This window comes from Aurantibacter sp. (assembly GCF_042094015.1).
Classification (GTDB): domain Bacteria; phylum Bacteroidota; class Bacteroidia; order Flavobacteriales; family Flavobacteriaceae; genus Aurantibacter.
In genome coordinates this window covers 15,768-33,694 of the sequence record NZ_JBELDZ010000024.1, presented here as the reverse complement: position 1 = coordinate 33,694, position 17,927 = coordinate 15,768, and the positions used below count along the sequence as shown (strand labels likewise).

13 protein-coding genes are annotated in these 17,927 nt (G+C 29.7%); 8 read left to right on the top strand and 5 right to left on the bottom strand.

All coding sequences use genetic code 11. From position 1 onward, the window contains the following. The first annotated feature begins 126 nt into the window (after positions 1-126). Complete coding sequence (locus ACFDSN_RS05450; RefSeq protein WP_375238824.1) at positions 127-450, top strand: CCC motif membrane protein; 324 nt, start codon at positions 127-129, stop codon at positions 448-450. 69 nt (positions 451-519) lie between these two features. Here ACFDSN_RS05450 and guaB read toward each other — a convergent pair whose 3' ends face one another. Then, positions 520-1,992, bottom strand: coding sequence for an IMP dehydrogenase (guaB, locus tag ACFDSN_RS05445; protein ID WP_375238823.1), 1,473 nt, complete (start codon positions 1,990-1,992; stop codon positions 520-522). 249 nt (positions 1,993-2,241) lie between these two features. Between guaB and ACFDSN_RS05440 the strand changes: the two genes are divergently transcribed. Beyond that, positions 2,242-4,473: a TonB-dependent receptor family protein gene (locus tag ACFDSN_RS05440; RefSeq protein WP_375238822.1), complete on the top strand. Its 2,232-nt coding sequence runs from the start codon at positions 2,242-2,244 to the stop codon at positions 4,471-4,473. Between the two features lie 70 nt (positions 4,474-4,543). On the opposite strand, the gene ACFDSN_RS05435 is transcribed toward ACFDSN_RS05440, so the two are convergent. Both ACFDSN_RS05435 and ACFDSN_RS05430 read right to left on the bottom strand, forming a co-directional pair. Then, complete coding sequence (locus tag ACFDSN_RS05435; protein WP_375238825.1) at positions 4,544-5,407, bottom strand: hydroxymethylglutaryl-CoA lyase; 864 nt, start codon at positions 5,405-5,407, stop codon at positions 4,544-4,546. 52 nt (positions 5,408-5,459) lie between these two features. Next, positions 5,460-6,083: a LysE family translocator gene (locus tag ACFDSN_RS05430; protein ID WP_375238821.1), complete on the bottom strand. Its 624-nt coding sequence runs from the start codon at positions 6,081-6,083 to the stop codon at positions 5,460-5,462. Positions 6,084-6,188: 105 nt separating this feature from the next. On the opposite strand from ACFDSN_RS05430, the gene ACFDSN_RS05425 reads away from it, so the two are divergent. After that, complete coding sequence (locus ACFDSN_RS05425) at positions 6,189-7,088, top strand: spondin domain-containing protein (RefSeq protein WP_375238820.1); 900 nt, start codon at positions 6,189-6,191, stop codon at positions 7,086-7,088. Here the strand turns inward: ACFDSN_RS05425 and ACFDSN_RS05420 are convergent. Further along, positions 7,074-8,105 carry a quinone-dependent dihydroorotate dehydrogenase gene (locus ACFDSN_RS05420; RefSeq protein ID WP_375238819.1) on the bottom strand — a complete coding sequence of 344 codons (1,032 nt, stop codon included), beginning with the start codon at positions 8,103-8,105 and terminating at the stop codon, positions 7,074-7,076. The genes ACFDSN_RS05425 and ACFDSN_RS05420 overlap by 15 nt on opposite strands. A 103-nt stretch (positions 8,106-8,208) precedes the next feature. Here ACFDSN_RS05420 and pepT point away from each other — a divergent pair, with 103 nt between their 5' ends. Further along, positions 8,209-9,447: a peptidase T gene (pepT, locus tag ACFDSN_RS05415; RefSeq protein ID WP_375238818.1), complete on the top strand. Its 1,239-nt coding sequence runs from the start codon at positions 8,209-8,211 to the stop codon at positions 9,445-9,447. 71 nt (positions 9,448-9,518) lie between these two features. Here pepT and ACFDSN_RS05410 read toward each other — a convergent pair whose 3' ends face one another. Beyond that, a complete protein-coding gene (locus ACFDSN_RS05410) occupies positions 9,519-10,688 on the bottom strand; it encodes a CHRD domain-containing protein (RefSeq protein WP_375238817.1) in 1,170 nt (389 codons plus the stop codon). 138 nt (positions 10,689-10,826) lie between these two features. Here ACFDSN_RS05410 and ACFDSN_RS05405 point away from each other — a divergent pair, with 138 nt between their 5' ends. The 4 genes from ACFDSN_RS05405 (at position 10,827) to ACFDSN_RS05390 (ending at position 17,813) form a co-directional block, all read left to right on the top strand. After that, positions 10,827-11,726 carry an ABC transporter ATP-binding protein gene (locus tag ACFDSN_RS05405; protein WP_375238816.1) on the top strand — a complete coding sequence of 300 codons (900 nt, stop codon included), beginning with the start codon at positions 10,827-10,829 and terminating at the stop codon, positions 11,724-11,726. Position 11,727: 1 nt separating this feature from the next. After that, positions 11,728-12,561: an ABC transporter permease gene (locus ACFDSN_RS05400; RefSeq protein WP_375238815.1), complete on the top strand. Its 834-nt coding sequence runs from the start codon at positions 11,728-11,730 to the stop codon at positions 12,559-12,561. Positions 12,562-12,636: 75 nt separating this feature from the next. Beyond that, positions 12,637-15,966 carry a T9SS type B sorting domain-containing protein gene (locus tag ACFDSN_RS05395; RefSeq protein WP_375238814.1) on the top strand — a complete coding sequence of 1,110 codons (3,330 nt, stop codon included), beginning with the start codon at positions 12,637-12,639 and terminating at the stop codon, positions 15,964-15,966. A gap of 35 nt (positions 15,967-16,001) precedes the next feature. Beyond that, on the top strand, positions 16,002-17,813 hold the full coding sequence (locus ACFDSN_RS05390; RefSeq protein WP_375238813.1) for a gliding motility-associated C-terminal domain-containing protein: 1,812 nt from the start codon (positions 16,002-16,004) through the stop codon (positions 17,811-17,813). Positions 17,814-17,927 lie beyond the last annotated feature (114 nt).

Below are 17,927 nucleotides of genomic sequence, written 5' to 3'. Positions count from 1 at the left end.
ATTTCTAATAGCTTTAAAACTCTTTTATAAAAAAGAACTAATTAATAAACTCATTAATTATTCAGCAATAATTTCAGTAATAATTATTATTTTTAGTTTTCTAATTAAACTTATAAAATAAATTTTATGAAAAAATCTTTAAGTCCTACATTAATTTATGTTTTAGCAATTTTAGGTTTACTATGTTGCTGTTTTGGTGGAGCCGGACTATTTTTATCTGCACCAGCTTATTTTATGGCAAATAGCAAATTAAAAGATGTACAATTAAACCCAGATAGTTATGAAGGGAAATTAAGCGCAATGGAGACTGCTAAAATTATTGCATTAGTAATAACTATAATAAATGTATTATATCTAGCTTATACTATTTATACAGTTTCTACTGTAGGTTTTGATCAAATACAAGAACAGTATCAAAATGCTATTGAGCAATATCAACAAGCTCAATAAACTTTAGAAAATTTAAAATAAAAAAAACCTAATTTAATTAGGCTTTTTTTATTTTAAATTTAGAACTAATTATCTAGAATAATTAGGAGCTTCTTTAGTAATAGTTACATCATGAGGATGAGACTCGTTAATTCCACTTGCAGTTATTTTTACAAATCGTCCTGTTTCCTTAAGAGTTTCAACATCTTTTGCTCCACAATAACCCATTCCTGCTCTTAAACCTCCAACAAATTGATGAATACTTTCTTCTAATTCTCCTTTATAAGCCACACGACCTACAATTCCTTCTGGTACTAACTTTTTGATATCATCTTCTACATCTTGGAAATAACGATCTTTACTTCCTTGTTTCATAGCCTCTACAGAACCCATTCCACGATAAGACTTAAATTTACGACCTTCGAAAATTATAGTTTCTCCTGGAGATTCTTTTGTTCCTGCTAAAAGAGATCCTAACATTACACAATCTGCTCCTGCTGCTATAGCTTTAGGAATATCTCCTGTATAACGAATTCCTCCATCTGCAATTACTGGAACTCCAGATCCTTTTATAGCTGCTGCAACTTCTAAAACTGCTGAAAATTGTGGAAAACCAACTCCTGCTACAACTCTTGTTGTACAAATAGATCCTGGTCCAATTCCAACTTTTACAGCATCTGCTCCAGCTTCTACAAGATATTTGGCTGCTTCACCAGTTGCAATATTTCCAACAATAACATCTAATTTCGGGAATTTTTCTTTAACAGCTTTTAATACGGACACTACACCTTTAGTATGTCCATGAGCTGTATCTATTATTACTGCATCTACACCAGAATTAACTAAAGCTTCAGCTCTATCTACTGCATCTGCAGTTACTCCTAATGCAGCAGCAACACGCAAACGACCATAATTATCTTTATTTGCAGATGGTTTTAACGTTAATTTTGTAATATCTCTAAATGTAATTAAACCTTCAAGTTTATAATTATCATCTACAATTAATAGTTTTTCAATTTTATTTTCTTGTAGAATAGCTTCTGCATCTTTTAGTGATGTTCCAACTGCTGCAGTAACTAAATTTTCTTTAGTCATTACCTCTACAATCGCACGATCGTTATTGTGTTCAAAACGTAAGTCACGATTTGTTACAATTCCTTTTAAAAGACCATTTTCATCAACCACAGGAATACCACCAATTCTATGTTCTTTCATAGCTTGTTTAGCATCAAAAACTTTAGCTGTAAGTGGTAAAGTAACTGGATCTAAAATCATTCCACTTTCTGCACGTTTTACTTTTCTAACTTCAAGAGCTTGTTGCTCTATAGTCATATTCTTATGTAAAACACCTATTCCACCTTCACGAGCCATAGCAATTGCCATAGCGCTTTCTGTAACTGTATCCATAGCTGCTGACACTATTGGTACATTTATAGTTATGTTACGAGTAAATTTTGTTTGTATAGATACTTCTCTTGGAAGAACTTCAGAAAAAGCTGGTACTAGTAATACGTCGTCGTAAGTTAGTCCTTCTCCTACAATTTTGTTGTCGTGTGCAGTCATTTTGCAATTACTTTATAATTGCATACAAATATACACTTTTTATATAAACTATAATTCATTTTTTTATTCACGATTAAATATTTTTTTTGAAAAAGATAAAGCTTATCTAAAATTTAACATTTATAACTTATTTACTATCAACAGCTTAAAAACATTGTTCTTATTTATTCTAAATAAGCTTTGAAAAAGTAATTATGAAACTTATATTTGCACATCCAAACAAACCTTATTCTTAATCAGTCTAAATAAATGAAACAGATAATAATCCTAATTTTATTATGCTTTACAAGTATAATTTATGCTCAAAACGAAGAAAAGTCTCAAAAAACAACTTTAGATTCTATTCAAAAGTTAGACGAAGTACGAATTAAATCAAACGTTATTTTTGGTAACAAATATGTTGCAAAAAACAGAACAGGATCTGCCTATTACATTTCTCCAGAAGAATTAAAAAAATTAGGATATACAGATATTAATCGCGTATTAAGAACTGTTCCTGGTGTAACAATTGTTGAAGAAGATGGTTTTGGTTTACGTCCAAACATTAGTTTAAGAGGAACTTCGCCAGAACGTAGTTCAAAAATTAGTTTAATGGAAGATGGAGTATTAATAGCTCCTGCACCTTATAGTGCTTCTGCTGCTTATTATTTTCCATCTGTAGGACGTATGCAAGCAGTAGAAATTTTAAAAGGAAGTAGTCAAGTACAATATGGACCATTTACAACTGGAGGTGCTATTAACTTGGTATCCACTCAAATTCCTGATACTTTTTCTGGCAGAATAAAAGCTTCTTACGGTAGCTTTAATAGTGGCCAATTATATGCTTCTGTTGGAGATAGCAAAGAGCATATTGGCTATAATATTGAGTATTTAAACTTTAATTCTGATGGATTTAAAAATCTATTAAATGATGCCAACACAGGTTTTGATAAAAACGATGTAGTAGCAAAATTGAGATTAAATAACAGTAAAGATGCAGCAATTCAACAAAATGTAGAGTTTAAGTTTCAATATGCAGATGAAGTATCAAACGAAACTTATTTAGGTTTAACTGAAGCCGATTTTGATGCTAATCCGTTTGATCGTTATGCTAGTTCTCAAGAAGACAAAATGACCAATGAGCATTTACAATTTATGGTAACACATAATCTAGAATTCAGTAAAAATTTAAGTATTCGTACAAATGCATATTATAATAAATTTGAACGTAACTGGTACAAATTAAATGACGTTGTAGCTAATGGAGAGAAAGTTGGTATAGCTACCGTTGTTGAAAATCCTGAAGACTATGCTACTCATTTTGGATACACGAATGGAAGTTTAAATTCTGATGTAGATGCATTACTAGTTAAAGCTAATAATAGAGCTTATATTTCTAAAGGAGTACAAACTAAATTTGATTATCATTTTTATGGCGAAAACACATTCCATGATATAGAAGTTGGATTTCGTTATCATTATGATGAAGAGGATCGATTCCAATGGAAAGATGGATATAGTATAAACAACGGAACCATGCAGTTAACAACTGCTGCTCCTCAAGGTAGTGATGCTAACAGAGTTAGTAACGCCAAAGCTTTTGCAGGTTACGCTATGTATAAATTTAAACATAAAAACTTAACACTAACACCAGGTTTACGTTATGAAAACATTGTTTTAGGACGTGATAATTTTGGAACCAGTGACCCATCAAGAACTGGGGCTAATTTATCAAGCAGAGAAAACAAAGTAGATATTGTCATTCCTGGTATTGGGTTTAACTACAGATTTAATAACGATATATCCTTATTTGGTGGTGTACACAAAGGGTTTTCTCCTCCAGGAAATGCAGAAGGCCAAAAATCTGAAGAAAGTATAAATTACGAATTAGGAACAAGATTTACTTACAAAAGAATACAAGGTGAATTCGTTGGATTCTATAACGACTATAGTAATCTTTTAGGTAGTGATCTAGCAGCAACTGGTGGAACAGGAAGCTTAGACTTATTTAATGCAGGCGAAGTTTCTGTTAGAGGAATTGAATTGTTATTAAACTACGACGTCTTAGAGAATAGTTCAACATACGCACTACCAATAACGTTAGGTTATACCTTTACAGACTCTGAGTTTTTAAATAGTTTTGGAAGTGATGATAGTATTTGGGGAACTATTACAGAAGGTGATGAAATTCCTTACATAGCTAAACATCAATTTAATACAAGCATAGGTTTAGAACATACAAAATACAATGTTAATTTAAACGCAAGATATAATGGTGCCTTTAGAACTGTTTCTGGAAGTGGAGACATACCTGCTAACCAAAAAGTGGAATCCGCAATTGTATTAGACTTATCTGGTCGTTATAAAATTACGCCTAAATTAAGTGCTACAGCTAATATTATTAACTTATTGAATAATGAGTATGCAGTGTCACATTTACCAGCAGGATTAAGACCAGGCCATCCTTTTGGAACTTACGCTGGATTAGAATTTCAGTTTTAAAAAAAGCATAAGTTAAAAAAGCTCATATCATATTGGTATGAGTTTTTTTATTTCGGAATATATTAGATGTTTAATGATATGTTTTAAAAATCTTTGAAGCTTCGTTATAAGAGCTTTCAAATGGCATAGGATTAAGATTATTAACTTTTTTAGATGTAAAGTAAGACAATAACTTTTCTGTTGGCATATTACCTGTTAATTCGTCTTTTGCCATAGGGCAACCACCAAAACCTTGGATTGCACCATCAAAACGTAAACAACCAGCTCTATAAGCTGCGTCTACTTTTTCAAACCATGTAGTTGGTGTGGTATGTAAATGTGCGCCAAATTCTATCTTAGAATATTGAGGAATTAAATTAGAAAATAAATAAGAAATACTTTCTGGATCTGAACTACCAATAGTATCGCTAAGAGATAATATTTTTACCCCCATTTTACTTAAGCGTTCTGTCCACTCACCTACTATATTTACATTCCATGGATCTCCATAAGGATTACCAAACCCCATAGATATATAAACAACCACTTCTTTTCCGTGCTTATTTGCTAAGTTTAGGATTTCTTGTAGTGTAACTATAGATTGTGCTATAGTTTTATGTGTATTACGCATTTGGAAATTTTCCGAAATAGAAAAAGGAAAACCTAAATATTTAATTTCGGGATGCTTACAAGCTGCTTCTGCACCACGCGTATTTGCAATAATAGCTAAAAGTTTACTTTTAGTATCTGATAAGTCTAATTGTGCTAAAACCTCAGAAGTATCTACCATTTGAGGAATTGCTTTTGGAGATACAAAGCTTCCAAAATCTATAGTATCAAAACCTACACGTAATAAAGATTGAATATACTGTACTTTTTGAGCTGTTGGAATAAATTGCTTTATACCTTGCATAGCATCTCTTGGACATTCAATAATTTTAACTTGTGGTTTCATTGGCTCAAATATAGTCATTTGGTGGATTTACAAAAACGTTTTCTTTTAAAACTTATTCACTAAAAACTAAATACAAAGCAATAGATATAAATACTATAATTTGAAGCCATTTTAAAATCACTCCAACAGAATTACTCTGCTTTAAATAAGTTGAAATACTACCTGACAATAAAGCTAATCCAGAAAATATAACAAAAGATGTTAGCATAAATACTCCTCCTAAAACATAAAATTGAATAACAGTACTTAACGTTGAACTAAATAAAAATGCAGGGAAAAATGATAGAAAAAATAATGATACTTTAGGGTTTAGAACATTCATTATAAATCCTTGTTTAAATAATTGCAATAATGATTTTTTAGGAACGCCATTACCTTCTACCGAAAAATCTGCTGGACTTTTGAAGACTTTGTAAGCTAAAAACAGTAAATAAAATGCGCCTAATAATTTAATACCAATAAACAACCAATCGTTTTCTTTTATTAAAACAGAAACTCCAAAAGCTACAATTGTAGTATGAATTATACAACCAGAAATTAACCCACAAACTGTTGCCAAACCAAACTTTTTTCCGTGAGCAATGCTCTGCATTATCACATAAATATTATCTGGTCCAGGAGATATAGCTAGCACTGCTGTTGCAATTACAAATGAAGTTAAAAGATTGAAATCCATAAAACAAAAATAGTTGAATTATAATAAAATTGAAACTATAAATTTTATCTATTTATTAAAGTAAGGACTTTAGAATTTAATCGTCAAAAAACAAAACTTAGTATTATGAGAAACTTTACTTTTTTTCTTACCCTTATTACCTTTTGTGCCCAAAATCCGGTTAATGCTCAAACCTCAGCTATATACGATATTACATTTACAAGCACTTGGAATGCCTCAGAACACGAAAGTATTCCGCCAAGCGCACATTGGAGTTCTTTAGTTGGTGGCGTTCATAGTAGTGAAAACGCGTATTTAGAAACTGGAACTTTAGCAAGTACTGGTGTGAAAAATGTTGCTGAATTAGGTGCTAAAACTGAATTTGAAAATGAAGTAACTTCCAATACTACAACCAAAGAATGGCTTAACAAGCAAATTTTGGGATATAATCAAAGCACATTAATATCTGATATAGAGTTTACAACAGAATTTCATTATTTAACTTTAATTAGTATGATTGCACCAAGTCCAGATTGGTTTGTTTCTATAAATAGTTTAAACTTAAGAAACGATACTAACACAGCTTGGAAAACAACTTTTACAATAGATGTTTTTATGTACGATGCAGGAACAGATTCTGGGAACACTTATACAGCTTCTAATATGCCAAATAGTCCAACAGTAATTACAAAAATCACTTCTTCTCCTTTTAATGGTAATAAAATTGGAACTTTAACTTTAACGCAAAAATCATTAAGTACTAGCGATTTTGAGACTCAAGAAAATGAGGTAAATTCATTTCCAAATCCTATTACTAATGGTAAAGTGACTTTAAGTGTTTCTGGTAATTCTACAGTAAATTCAATAGAGATTTATAGTATTCTAGGAAGACAAATTAAAACGCTACAAATTAATAGTTCTAAAACTTCTGTCTTAGATGTTTCAGATTTAAAATTGGGAATTTACTTGTTTAAAATTAATACAGTAAACGGAACTACAATCACTAAAAAACTAATTATTAAGTAATGCTTTATTAATTCGCTTTACTAAACTTGGACCTTCGTAAATAAAGCCTGTGTAGATTTGTACTAAATCTGCTCCTGCTTCAATTTTTTCTAAAGCATCTTTCTCAGAATGAATTCCTCCTACTCCAATAATTGGAAATGCTTTATTACTTTTTGTAGCTAAATACTTTATAGTTTTTGTACTTTTTTCTTTAATTGGTTGTCCACTTACACCACCATTTCCAATAGCTTCTAATTGTTCTTTAGTTGTTTTTAGACCAGATCTGTCTATAGATGTGTTACTTGCTATTACGCCATCTAATTTTGTATTTGCAACCAATTCAATAATTTCATCTAACTGAATCTCGTTTAAGTCTGGCGCTATTTTAAGTAAAATTGGTTTCTGTTTATCAAATAAATTATTTGCTTTTTGAACTGTTGAAATTAATTCTTCTAAATAATCTTTATCTGTTAATTTAGCGTGACTACCAACATTTGGACAACTTACGTTAAGCACAAAATAATTTACATAAGGATGCAATGCATTAAAACAAGTTAAATAATCTGCTGTATAATCTTCAGGTTTGGTTTGTGTGTTTTTACCAATATTTCCTCCAATAATTAATTTTCCTTTATTCTTTTTTAACTGAACAATAGCTTGTTCTAAACCTTCATTATTAAAACCCATACGATTAATAATACCTTTATCAGATTTTAATCTAAATAAGCGCTGTTTAGGGTTTCCGTCTTGAGCCAAAGGTGTTACTGTTCCTATTTCTATAAACCCAAATCCAAAATTAGCTAATTCGTTATACAAAACTGCATTTTTATCGAATCCAGCTGCTAAACCCACAGGATTTTTAAAAGTTAACCCAAATAAGTTACGTTCTAAACTTTTATCATTTACCATATATAAGCTTCTAAATAATGAAGTCATTCCTGGTATTTTACTAAAAAAACGAATTAAAGAAAAAGTGAAGTAATGAATCTTCTCAGGATCAAAAGAGAAAAATATAGGTCTTAATATAGATTTATACATCTGTGTAGATTTATGCAAAAATACTACACCTTAAAAAAGTGAGCAATTAAAATGATAAAAACCTTTAAAATTGTAACTTTGAAACTGATTAAAATTTAAAAAAATGATTTCTAAAGAAGATATAATTAAACGTTTTGTAGGATACGTAACTGTAGATACAGAATCTGACCCAGCAAGTGATACTACACCAAGTACTGCTAAACAATGGGATTTAGCAAATGCTTTAGTAGATGAATTAAAAGCAATTGGATTAGAAGATGTTACTATAGATAAGCACGCTTACATTATGGCAACTTTACCAAGTAATTTAGATTACGAAGTTCCAACAATTGGTTTTATTTCTCATTTTGATACCACTCCAGATTTCACAGGTGCTAATGTAAAACCACAAATTATTGATAATTACGACGGAAAAGAGATTCTTTTAAATAAAGCTGAAAACATTATTTTATCTCCAGATTATTTTGAGGATTTATTACAATATAAAGGTCAAACCATTATTACTACAGATGGAACAACGCTTTTAGGCGCAGATGATAAAGCTGGAATTACAGAAATAGTTTCGGCTATGGAGTATTTAGTTCAAAACCCACAAATTAAACATGGAAAAATTCGTGTAGGGTTTACACCAGATGAGGAAATTGGTCGTGGCGCTCATAAATTTGATGTTGAAAAATTTGGAGCAGAATGGGCTTATACAATGGATGGAAGTCAAATTGGCGAATTAGAATATGAAAATTTTAATGCTGCTGGAGCAATTGTCAAAGTAAAAGGTAAAATAGTCCATCCTGGTTACGCTAAAGGAAAGCTGATAAACTCTATGTATATAGCAAATGAGTATATGAATTCTTTACCAAAATTAGAAGTGCCAGAACATACTTCAGGTTACGAAGGCTTTTTTCATTTATATAGTATTAAAGGTGAAGTTGAAGAAACTATTTTAGAATACATTATTCGTGATCATGATAAAGCACATTTTGAAGCTAGAAAAGAAATGATGCAAAAATTAACTAACGAGTTAAATTCACAATACGGAAGAGAAGTTGTTTCTATAGAAATTAAAGATCAATACTTTAATATGAAAGAAAAAGTTGAACCTGTTATGCATATTGTTGACATAGCAGAAGAAGCTATGAAACAACTAAATATTATACCATTAATTAAACCAATTCGTGGTGGTACAGATGGATCTCAACTAAGTTACATGGGATTACCTTGCCCTAATATTTTTGCCGGTGGACATAATTTTCACGGACGCTACGAATATGTTCCTGTAGAAAGTATGATAAAAGCTACTGAAGTTATTTGTAAAATAGCTGAATTAGTTGGACAGAAAAAATAACTATACAATCCTTTTCAAATAAAAAAGACCAATCTATAGATTGGTCTTTTTTATTAATTTAACTATTTAAATTAATCTGTAACATTAATAGTTCCAGTCATTACTCCATGAAACTGACAATTATAAAATAAGGTGTCTGGTGCGTCCATAGGTACAACAAAAGTTAATGTTCCAGAAACATTACCATTTCCAGTAACTCCACTTGTGTAAGCGTTTGTAGTTCCTGTTCCTTGAGTTGAATTAATGAAAAAAGGATGACTTGGCGTATTCAAATTAAAGATGTAAGTATTTCCTCTAATAAAAGTAAGGTTCGGATTTGCTGCTGCTGTTAATCCATTTCCTGTAAAATTATAAGAAGAAGTTCCAGAATTTGAAACATCATAACTAATTGTTTCTGGTGTAGAAATTACTCCATCATTAGAACCTATATTTCCTTGTGCTGCAATAGTTAAATCTGTGGTGCTCGAGTGAATATTTACATAGCCGTTATAGGTTAGAACATCTTCATATAAAAAAGAAGTCATATCATCTAATTGAGAAACATTAGTGTAACTCATTCCTGTTTCTCCATCTACATTATTGTATGTAAGAGCAATTCCGCCAGTAGTTATAACATCATTCATATGAATATGAGCTAAATGATCTGTTCCAATAGATGTTCCTGTTAAATCTAAAACAGCTAATGCTTCACCGTTTACACGCTTAAAAAATTGTGCTGTTCCACTCACGCCAGAAGTATTTACTTCGTCTAAATCGTAAGAAATACTATCTCCAGTTAAATCATTTTGACCAATATCTCCCTGAGAAACTATAGTTCCTAAGTCTGTAGAGCTTAAATGAACATTAATGTATCCATCAAAATCAATCATTTCTTCATAAGTTATAGGAGTACCATCATCTAATGTAGTGAATGTTGTACTGTTTTGTCCAGTTGCGCCATCTACATCTCCTAAATCTATAGCAATATCTCCAGTTTCTACTGCGGTATTAAAATGGATGTGTGCTGGATGAATACCTGCAATAGGTGTGTTATTAAGGTCTAATTCTAAAGTTACAGAACCATTAGAGTTTTTAATAAATTTAGCTGTTCCACTTACATTATTAACACTACTTGAGCTTAAATCGTAGGTTTTAGACGTTTGCTGATTTAATACTAATGTATTATCATCATCACTACAACTCACTATCAGAAGTAAGGTGAAAGCAGTTAAAATTTTGAATGTGTTTTTTAAGGTTTTCATATTTTTGTTTATTTAACTATAAATATTGTTAAACAAAAATAATAACAATATAATGTATAATTCTAAATATTCTGTTAAAGTAGTGTAACAAAGTAAATAATAAATCGTCTAAAGATTATAACTAAAATTATAGCTAATTTGGAAACCATACTAGAAATTAAGAATCTAACTAAAAAATATGGCAATTTAACTGCCGTTAATAATTTATCTTTTACTATAAAAAAAGGGCATGTTTACGGCATTTTAGGGCCAAATGGTAGTGGAAAATCTACAACACTTGGTATTGTGCTAAATGTTGTAAATAAAACTAGTGGAGAATTTAGTTGGTTTGAAGGAAAGGTAGACACACATAATGCTCTTAAAAAAGTTGGAGCTATTATAGAAAGACCAAATTTCTATCCTTATATGACTGCTCATAAAAACCTAAAGTTAGTTTGTAAAATTAAAGGTATTAGCGAATCTAAAATTGAAGAAAAACTTGAATTAGTTGGTTTATTGGATAGACAACATAGCAAATTTAGTACATTTTCTTTAGGAATGAAACAACGTTTAGCTATTGCGTCTGCCCTACTTAATGATCCTGAAATATTAATTTTAGACGAACCTACAAATGGTTTAGATCCACAAGGAATTCATCAAATTAGAGCAATTATTCAAAAAATAGCAAGTCAAGGAACCACCATATTATTAGCTTCTCACTTACTTGATGAAGTAGAAAAAGTATGCTCTCATGTTGTAGTTTTAAGAAAAGGTGAAAATCTTTATACTGGTCGCGTAGATGAAATGATTTCTACATTTGGGTTCTTTGAACTAAGAAGTGATGATTTAACTAATTTAAACACTCAATTATCTGAATTCCCAGAAATTGAAAAAATAATTATTTCTAACGAAACACTTATTGCACATTTAAAAGAAGACATGTCTTCATCAGAATTGAATAAACGTCTTTTTAATGACAATATCATATTAACGCATTTAGTAAAAAGAAAAGAAAGTTTAGAAGAACAATTTTTACAATTAACTAGCAAAAACAAATAGTATGAAACGTTTATTAGAAATAGAATTTATAAAATTGTGGAATAATAGAGCTAGTAAAGTTTTAATTATAACATATTTTGCATTATTAACATGTATTACACTTTTAGCTTTTGTTAAATTTGATATTGGACCAATTCATTTTGACTTAGCAGAACAAGGAATTTTTAATTTCCCATATATATGGCATTCTAATACATTTTTTACTGCGTTTTTAAAATTTTTCCTACTACTAGTTATAGTTTCTATGGTTGCCAATGAATATAGCAATAAAACTATTAAACAAAATTTAATTGATGGCTTAAGTAAAAAAGAATTTATAGCATCTAAATTCTTAACTGTACTAATATTAGCTTTTATCTCAACTATTTTTATTTTTATTATCACCATAATCTTAGGTTATAGTTTTTCTAGTATAACGGAAACTTATCATGTGTTTTCTGGCCTTGAATATTTGTTTGCCTTTTTTGTAAAATTAATTGGTTTTTTCTCAATGGGATTATTTTTCGGAATGCTTATAAAGAGATCTGCATTTGCTGTAGGAGGAATTATTCTATATTTCTTTGTTGAATTTTTCAGTTTTATATTTGTTGTTAACTATCTGGATAGTAGAGCTAAAGCAGACGCTATTTATCAATTTTTACCATTCAAAGCATTATGGAACCTTATAGATGAACCTGTAACACGATTAGGAGCTGTAAAAGCAGTAGCAAATCAAGTTGGAGAAAAATTTAACTTCGATTATGCTGTGCATTGGTATGAAATTGTAATTGTATTGGTTTGGACAGCAATTTTTGTATATGGATCTTATTTATTATTAAAAAGAAGAGATTTATAAAGCATCTTATTTTTGTGTTTTTTAACATAAAAACTAAATAAGCATTCGTTTTTTTACAATATCTTTGATATTGCTATGAAAACAAACGCTTTTTTTATAATAACCTTTACACTAATTACCCTAAATTTAACCGCACAAAGACAAGCGGCTAATTGGTATTTTGGTGATAAAGCCGGAATAAATTTCGATATAAACAACACTGTAACCCCATTAAACAATGGAGAGTTAAGTACTATTGAGGGTTGTACCTCAATTTCAAGTGAGGCTGGAAACTTATTGTTTTATACCGATGGCAAAATTGTTTATAATTCTTCGCACGATATAATGTCAAATGGTTCTGGATTATTAGGAGATTCTTCTAGTTCACAATCTGCTCTTATTGTTCCAAAACCCGAGGATCCAAACATATATTACATATTTACAGTTGGAGCTAGTAGTTCTGTCCTTGGCTTAAATTATTCTGTTGTTGATATGACTCTAGATTTTGGACTTGGAGCTATTACAACAAAAAATGTTAATCTATTAACTGCTTGTGCAGAAAAAGTTTCTGCTGTTTTAAAAGATTGCGAATCTGGAAATATATGGGTTGCAGCATTTTCTAATGATCAAGGAAATAGCACTGTAAATATGAATTCTTTTCATGCCTATGAAATTAGTAGTATAGGAATAAATTTAACACCAGTAATTAGCACTTTTAATTCTTTAGCAATAAGTGAATTAAGAGGTAATATGAAATTTTCTCCTAACGGTGAAAATTTAGCTTTAGCAAATATAAATTCCGGATTATACCTTTTTGACTTTGATGTTTCTAACGGTATTTTTAGTAATGCGAATGAATTAATAAGGCCAAATCTAAATTCAGCTAGTAATGAAAAATCATATGGCGTAGAGTTCTCACCAAATAATAGCTTATTATATACTGCTACTTATAACGATTATTTTACTGGAAGTGCTTCAGATAATAATTCTAGTAATCATTATTCTAAATTATTACAATTTAATTTAACTTCAACAAATATTCCAGCTAGTAAACAGACTATTGATGATAGAAACCTATACAGAAGTAGCTTACAATTAGGTCCAGATGGAAAAATTTATCGCTCTATGAGTGGTTCTTATACAATTGGATCACCATATTTAAGTGTAATTAACAATCCAAATTTATTAGGTATAAATTGTAACTATGTTCATCAACAAATTCAATTATCATCAAATTCAAGACAAGGATTACCTCCTTTTATTGCATCCTTTTTTAGTGAAAAAATTGACATAATTCCAACGGATAATACAAACACTGTAAACTTACCATTATGTATTGGAGAAAATTACACTTTAATAGCCGATGATATACCAGGTGCAGTATATACTTGGAGTAAAGATGGTGTTACTTTATCAGACTCAGACTATGATTTAGTGGTTAACCAAAGTGGTGTTTATGATTTATTAATAGAGTTAAGTTCTGGAGATTGTAGTTCTTTAGAAGGTCAAGCAATTGTTACCTATTACGATATTCCTACAGCTACTACTCCTACAAATTATTTTGTATGCGATGACAATGATGATAGTTTATATGATTTTGATTTAACTACAAAGGATTCAGAAATATTAAATGGCCAAGACAATACTGTTTATGAAGTTAAGTATTATAATTCAGATATAGATTTAAATGACTATCAAAACGAAATTAGTGGCCTTTATACTAACACCTCAGTACCAGAAACCATTTATGCTAGAGTTCAAAATATTGGAAACCCAAATTGTTTTGATTATATAAGTTTTGAAATTGGTGTTTATGATAGTCCCGAAATAAATTCAATATCAAATTTTGAAGTCTGTGATGATAGTTCAGACTCCGACGATGCAAATGGACAAACTACAATTAATTTAAATAACTTTAATTCAGAAATATTAGGAACTCAAAATAGTACAGAATTCACAATCACTTATCATTTGACTCAAAGTGATGCTGATAGTAAAACATCACCTCTACCAAATAATTATTATAATACTACACCTTTTAATCAACAGTTATTTATTAGATTAGAAAACAATTTAAACACTAGTTGCTATACTACAGAACAATTTAATATTACAATTAATCCTATTCCTACTGCACAAGATGTTACAATAAAGCAATGTGATGAAGATGGAGTCTCAGATGGACTAACACAATTTAATTTAACAGAAGCATATAATAGTATTACTAATAATAGCACAACAAGTACTATTGCTTTTTATTCTAGTCAAACTGATGCAAATTCTGAAGCTAATGAGATTGATGGTGCAAATTATATTAACTCAATACCTAATGAAACTATTTATGTTGTAGTTACAGAACCAAGTACAGGATGTAAAAAACAATCTCAACTAATTTTAGAAATAAGCAATTCTCAAATTACTGATTATAATCCTCCAGCTGAATGTGATGAACTAGGTTCTGAAGATGGTATTAACACATTTAATTTAGAGAATTTCTCTACAATAATACTTTCTGGTTTACCATCTAATGTTACCATAAGTTATTATGAAACATTAGAAGATGCTACTCTAGAAACTAATGTTCTTTCTTCCCCATATAACAATACTACGCCTTATAATCAAACACTATACGCAAGAGCAGAAAGTAATAATGATTGCTTTGGGATTAATGAGATTCAGTTAACAATCCATCCAAGACCAAACATTGGAATCGACGAAACTCAATATTATTGTTTAAATGATTTCCCTATAACGCAAGAATTAAGCACAGGACTAATTGGCAATCCAACGGATTACAGTTTTATTTGGAATACTTCAGAAATCACAGAGTCTATTGAAATTGACTCGGTTGGTGTTTATACAGTTACAGTATCAAACAACTATACTGGTTGTCAAAAAACAAGAGAATTTAATGTTGAAGCCTCAAATATTGCAACCATAGAACAACCAATTTATATAAGCGACGGTAACTTATTTAATAATGTAGTTGAAGTTACAGCAACAGGAGAAGGAATATATCTTTATGCATTAGAAAATCAAGATGGAGAACTAATTGGTTACCAAAATTCTGGTCTGTTTTATTATATTCCCGCTGGAATTTATACCGTTTTAGTTAAAGATATTAAAGCAGATTGCGGCACAGCACAAGTAGATATTTCGGTTATTGGATTTCCACAGTTTTTTACACCAAACGGAGACCAATATCACGAATACTGGCAAGTTTATGGTGTTAATGAAGTTTTTCAAGCTAAATCAGATATATATATATATGATAGATATGGAAAACTGTTGGCTAAAATAGATCCTACAGGATTAGGATGGGATGGAACATATAATGGCCTTCCAATGCCTACAAATGATTATTGGTTCTCCGTTAAACTTGAAGATGGTCGTGTTTATCGAAATAATTTCACTTTAAAAAGGTAATAATCTATATTTAAGTTTGCTTATAACTTAAATTTATGAAATTAAAAATAGTTTTTTTTCTATTCGTTAGTATAATTACTAATGCGCAAGAAATTGAAATCTACGAACAATTTAATGGTAGGTTTGATTATACAGCTATTGGAAACACCTTAAATCAATTTGAAAATAATTTACTCCAAAGTTTTTGTGAAACACTTCCTAGTTCTAATGCAACGCTAAACCTTGACACTAGTAATACAATTACTGCTGCCTATCTATTTTGGGCAGGTTCTGGAAATGGAGATAATGATGTAAGGTTAAATGACCAATTGTTTCAAGCTGACAATATTTATAATGTGGTTTTTGACGATAGTAATTGGGGAGAATTAACTTATTTCTCTGCAGTAACTGACATAACTGATTTTATTATTTCTCAAGGAAATATAAACTACAAATTAAGTGACTTAGACATAAGTCAAACCTTACAAAATAATCCAGGTTATTGCGGAAATAGAACAAATTTTGCTGGATGGAGTATTTATGTAATATATGAAAACCCAAATTTACCATTAAATCAAGTTAGTTTATTTTTAGGGTTAGATATAATAAATAGAGATGTCCAGGAAAAAGAAATTGTAATAGACAATTTAAATGTATTAGATAATGATGATGCGAAAATTGGTTTCTTAGCTTGGGAAGGAGATAATGCACTTAATTTTGGAGAAAGTTTATCTATAAATGGTAATGTATTATCAAGTCCGCCTTTAAATCTAGCAACTAATGCATTTAACGGAACCAATAGTTTTACAAATAGCACTCAATTTTATAATTGTGATTTAGATGTTTATAATATTGAGAACAATATTAATATTGGAGATACACAAGCTATTATTAGATTAACAACTCAAGCAGATTTAATTATTTTAAATAATATAATTACGGTTCTAAACAGTCAATTACCAGACGGTACAACAACCATTAACGATTATCAAAAATATTGTGATTCAAATGTTATTACTATAGATTATAATGTAAATAATTTTAATTGTACAGATCCATTACCAATTAATACACCAATAGCATTCTACGCAAATAACATTCTTATTGGGCAATATCAAACAGATGTAACATTAGGTATAGGAGAAACTGTAAACTATTCTTCAATATTAAATATACCAACATCTATTCCATTAGATTTTGAGTTAAGTATTGTAATAGACGATAACGGAAATGGAATAAGTACTATTAATGAAATAAGCGAAATAAACAATAGTAGCTCAACTCTAATTGAGCTGTATCCAAAACCAGAAACTATTCAACTAGAAACATTAGAATCATGTAATTTAGGTTCAAACACAGCATACTTTAATTTAGAATCTGTTATTACTTCAGAAATTGAACAGAACTATGTTAGTTTATCATATTTTGAAAATCTTGAAGATTTAAATAATAATACAAATCAAATATTAGATTACACAAACTATCTATTAAACAACTTAAATAATACTTTAATTTTTATTAAGGCTGAAAAAAATCCGTGCTTCGATATTTTAACCATTCAATTAGATATTATTAATTGTGCACCAGAAATACCTGGTAATATTGGTATATCTCCAAATAATGATGGCTTAAACGATGTTTTAAACTTTCCTGGAATATATAATGTATTCTACAATCATGAATTATTAATTTTCAATAGATACGGAACTTTAATTTTTATTGGTAATAATAATTTAAAATGGAATGGAACTTCAAACCAAGGTATTAACAATGGTAAGGTTCTTCCTGTTGGAACATATTATTATGTTTTAAAACTAAACGAATCAAACTTCAAAGCAATAACAGGTTATATCTATTTAAATAAATAACTCTTTATTTACACTATTTTAAATTATTTTTAATTAAACTAAAATTCTAAAACGTAGTTGATTTATTTCAAATTATTCGTTCAATTAATATATTTTTGCTACTTTAATTGAAAC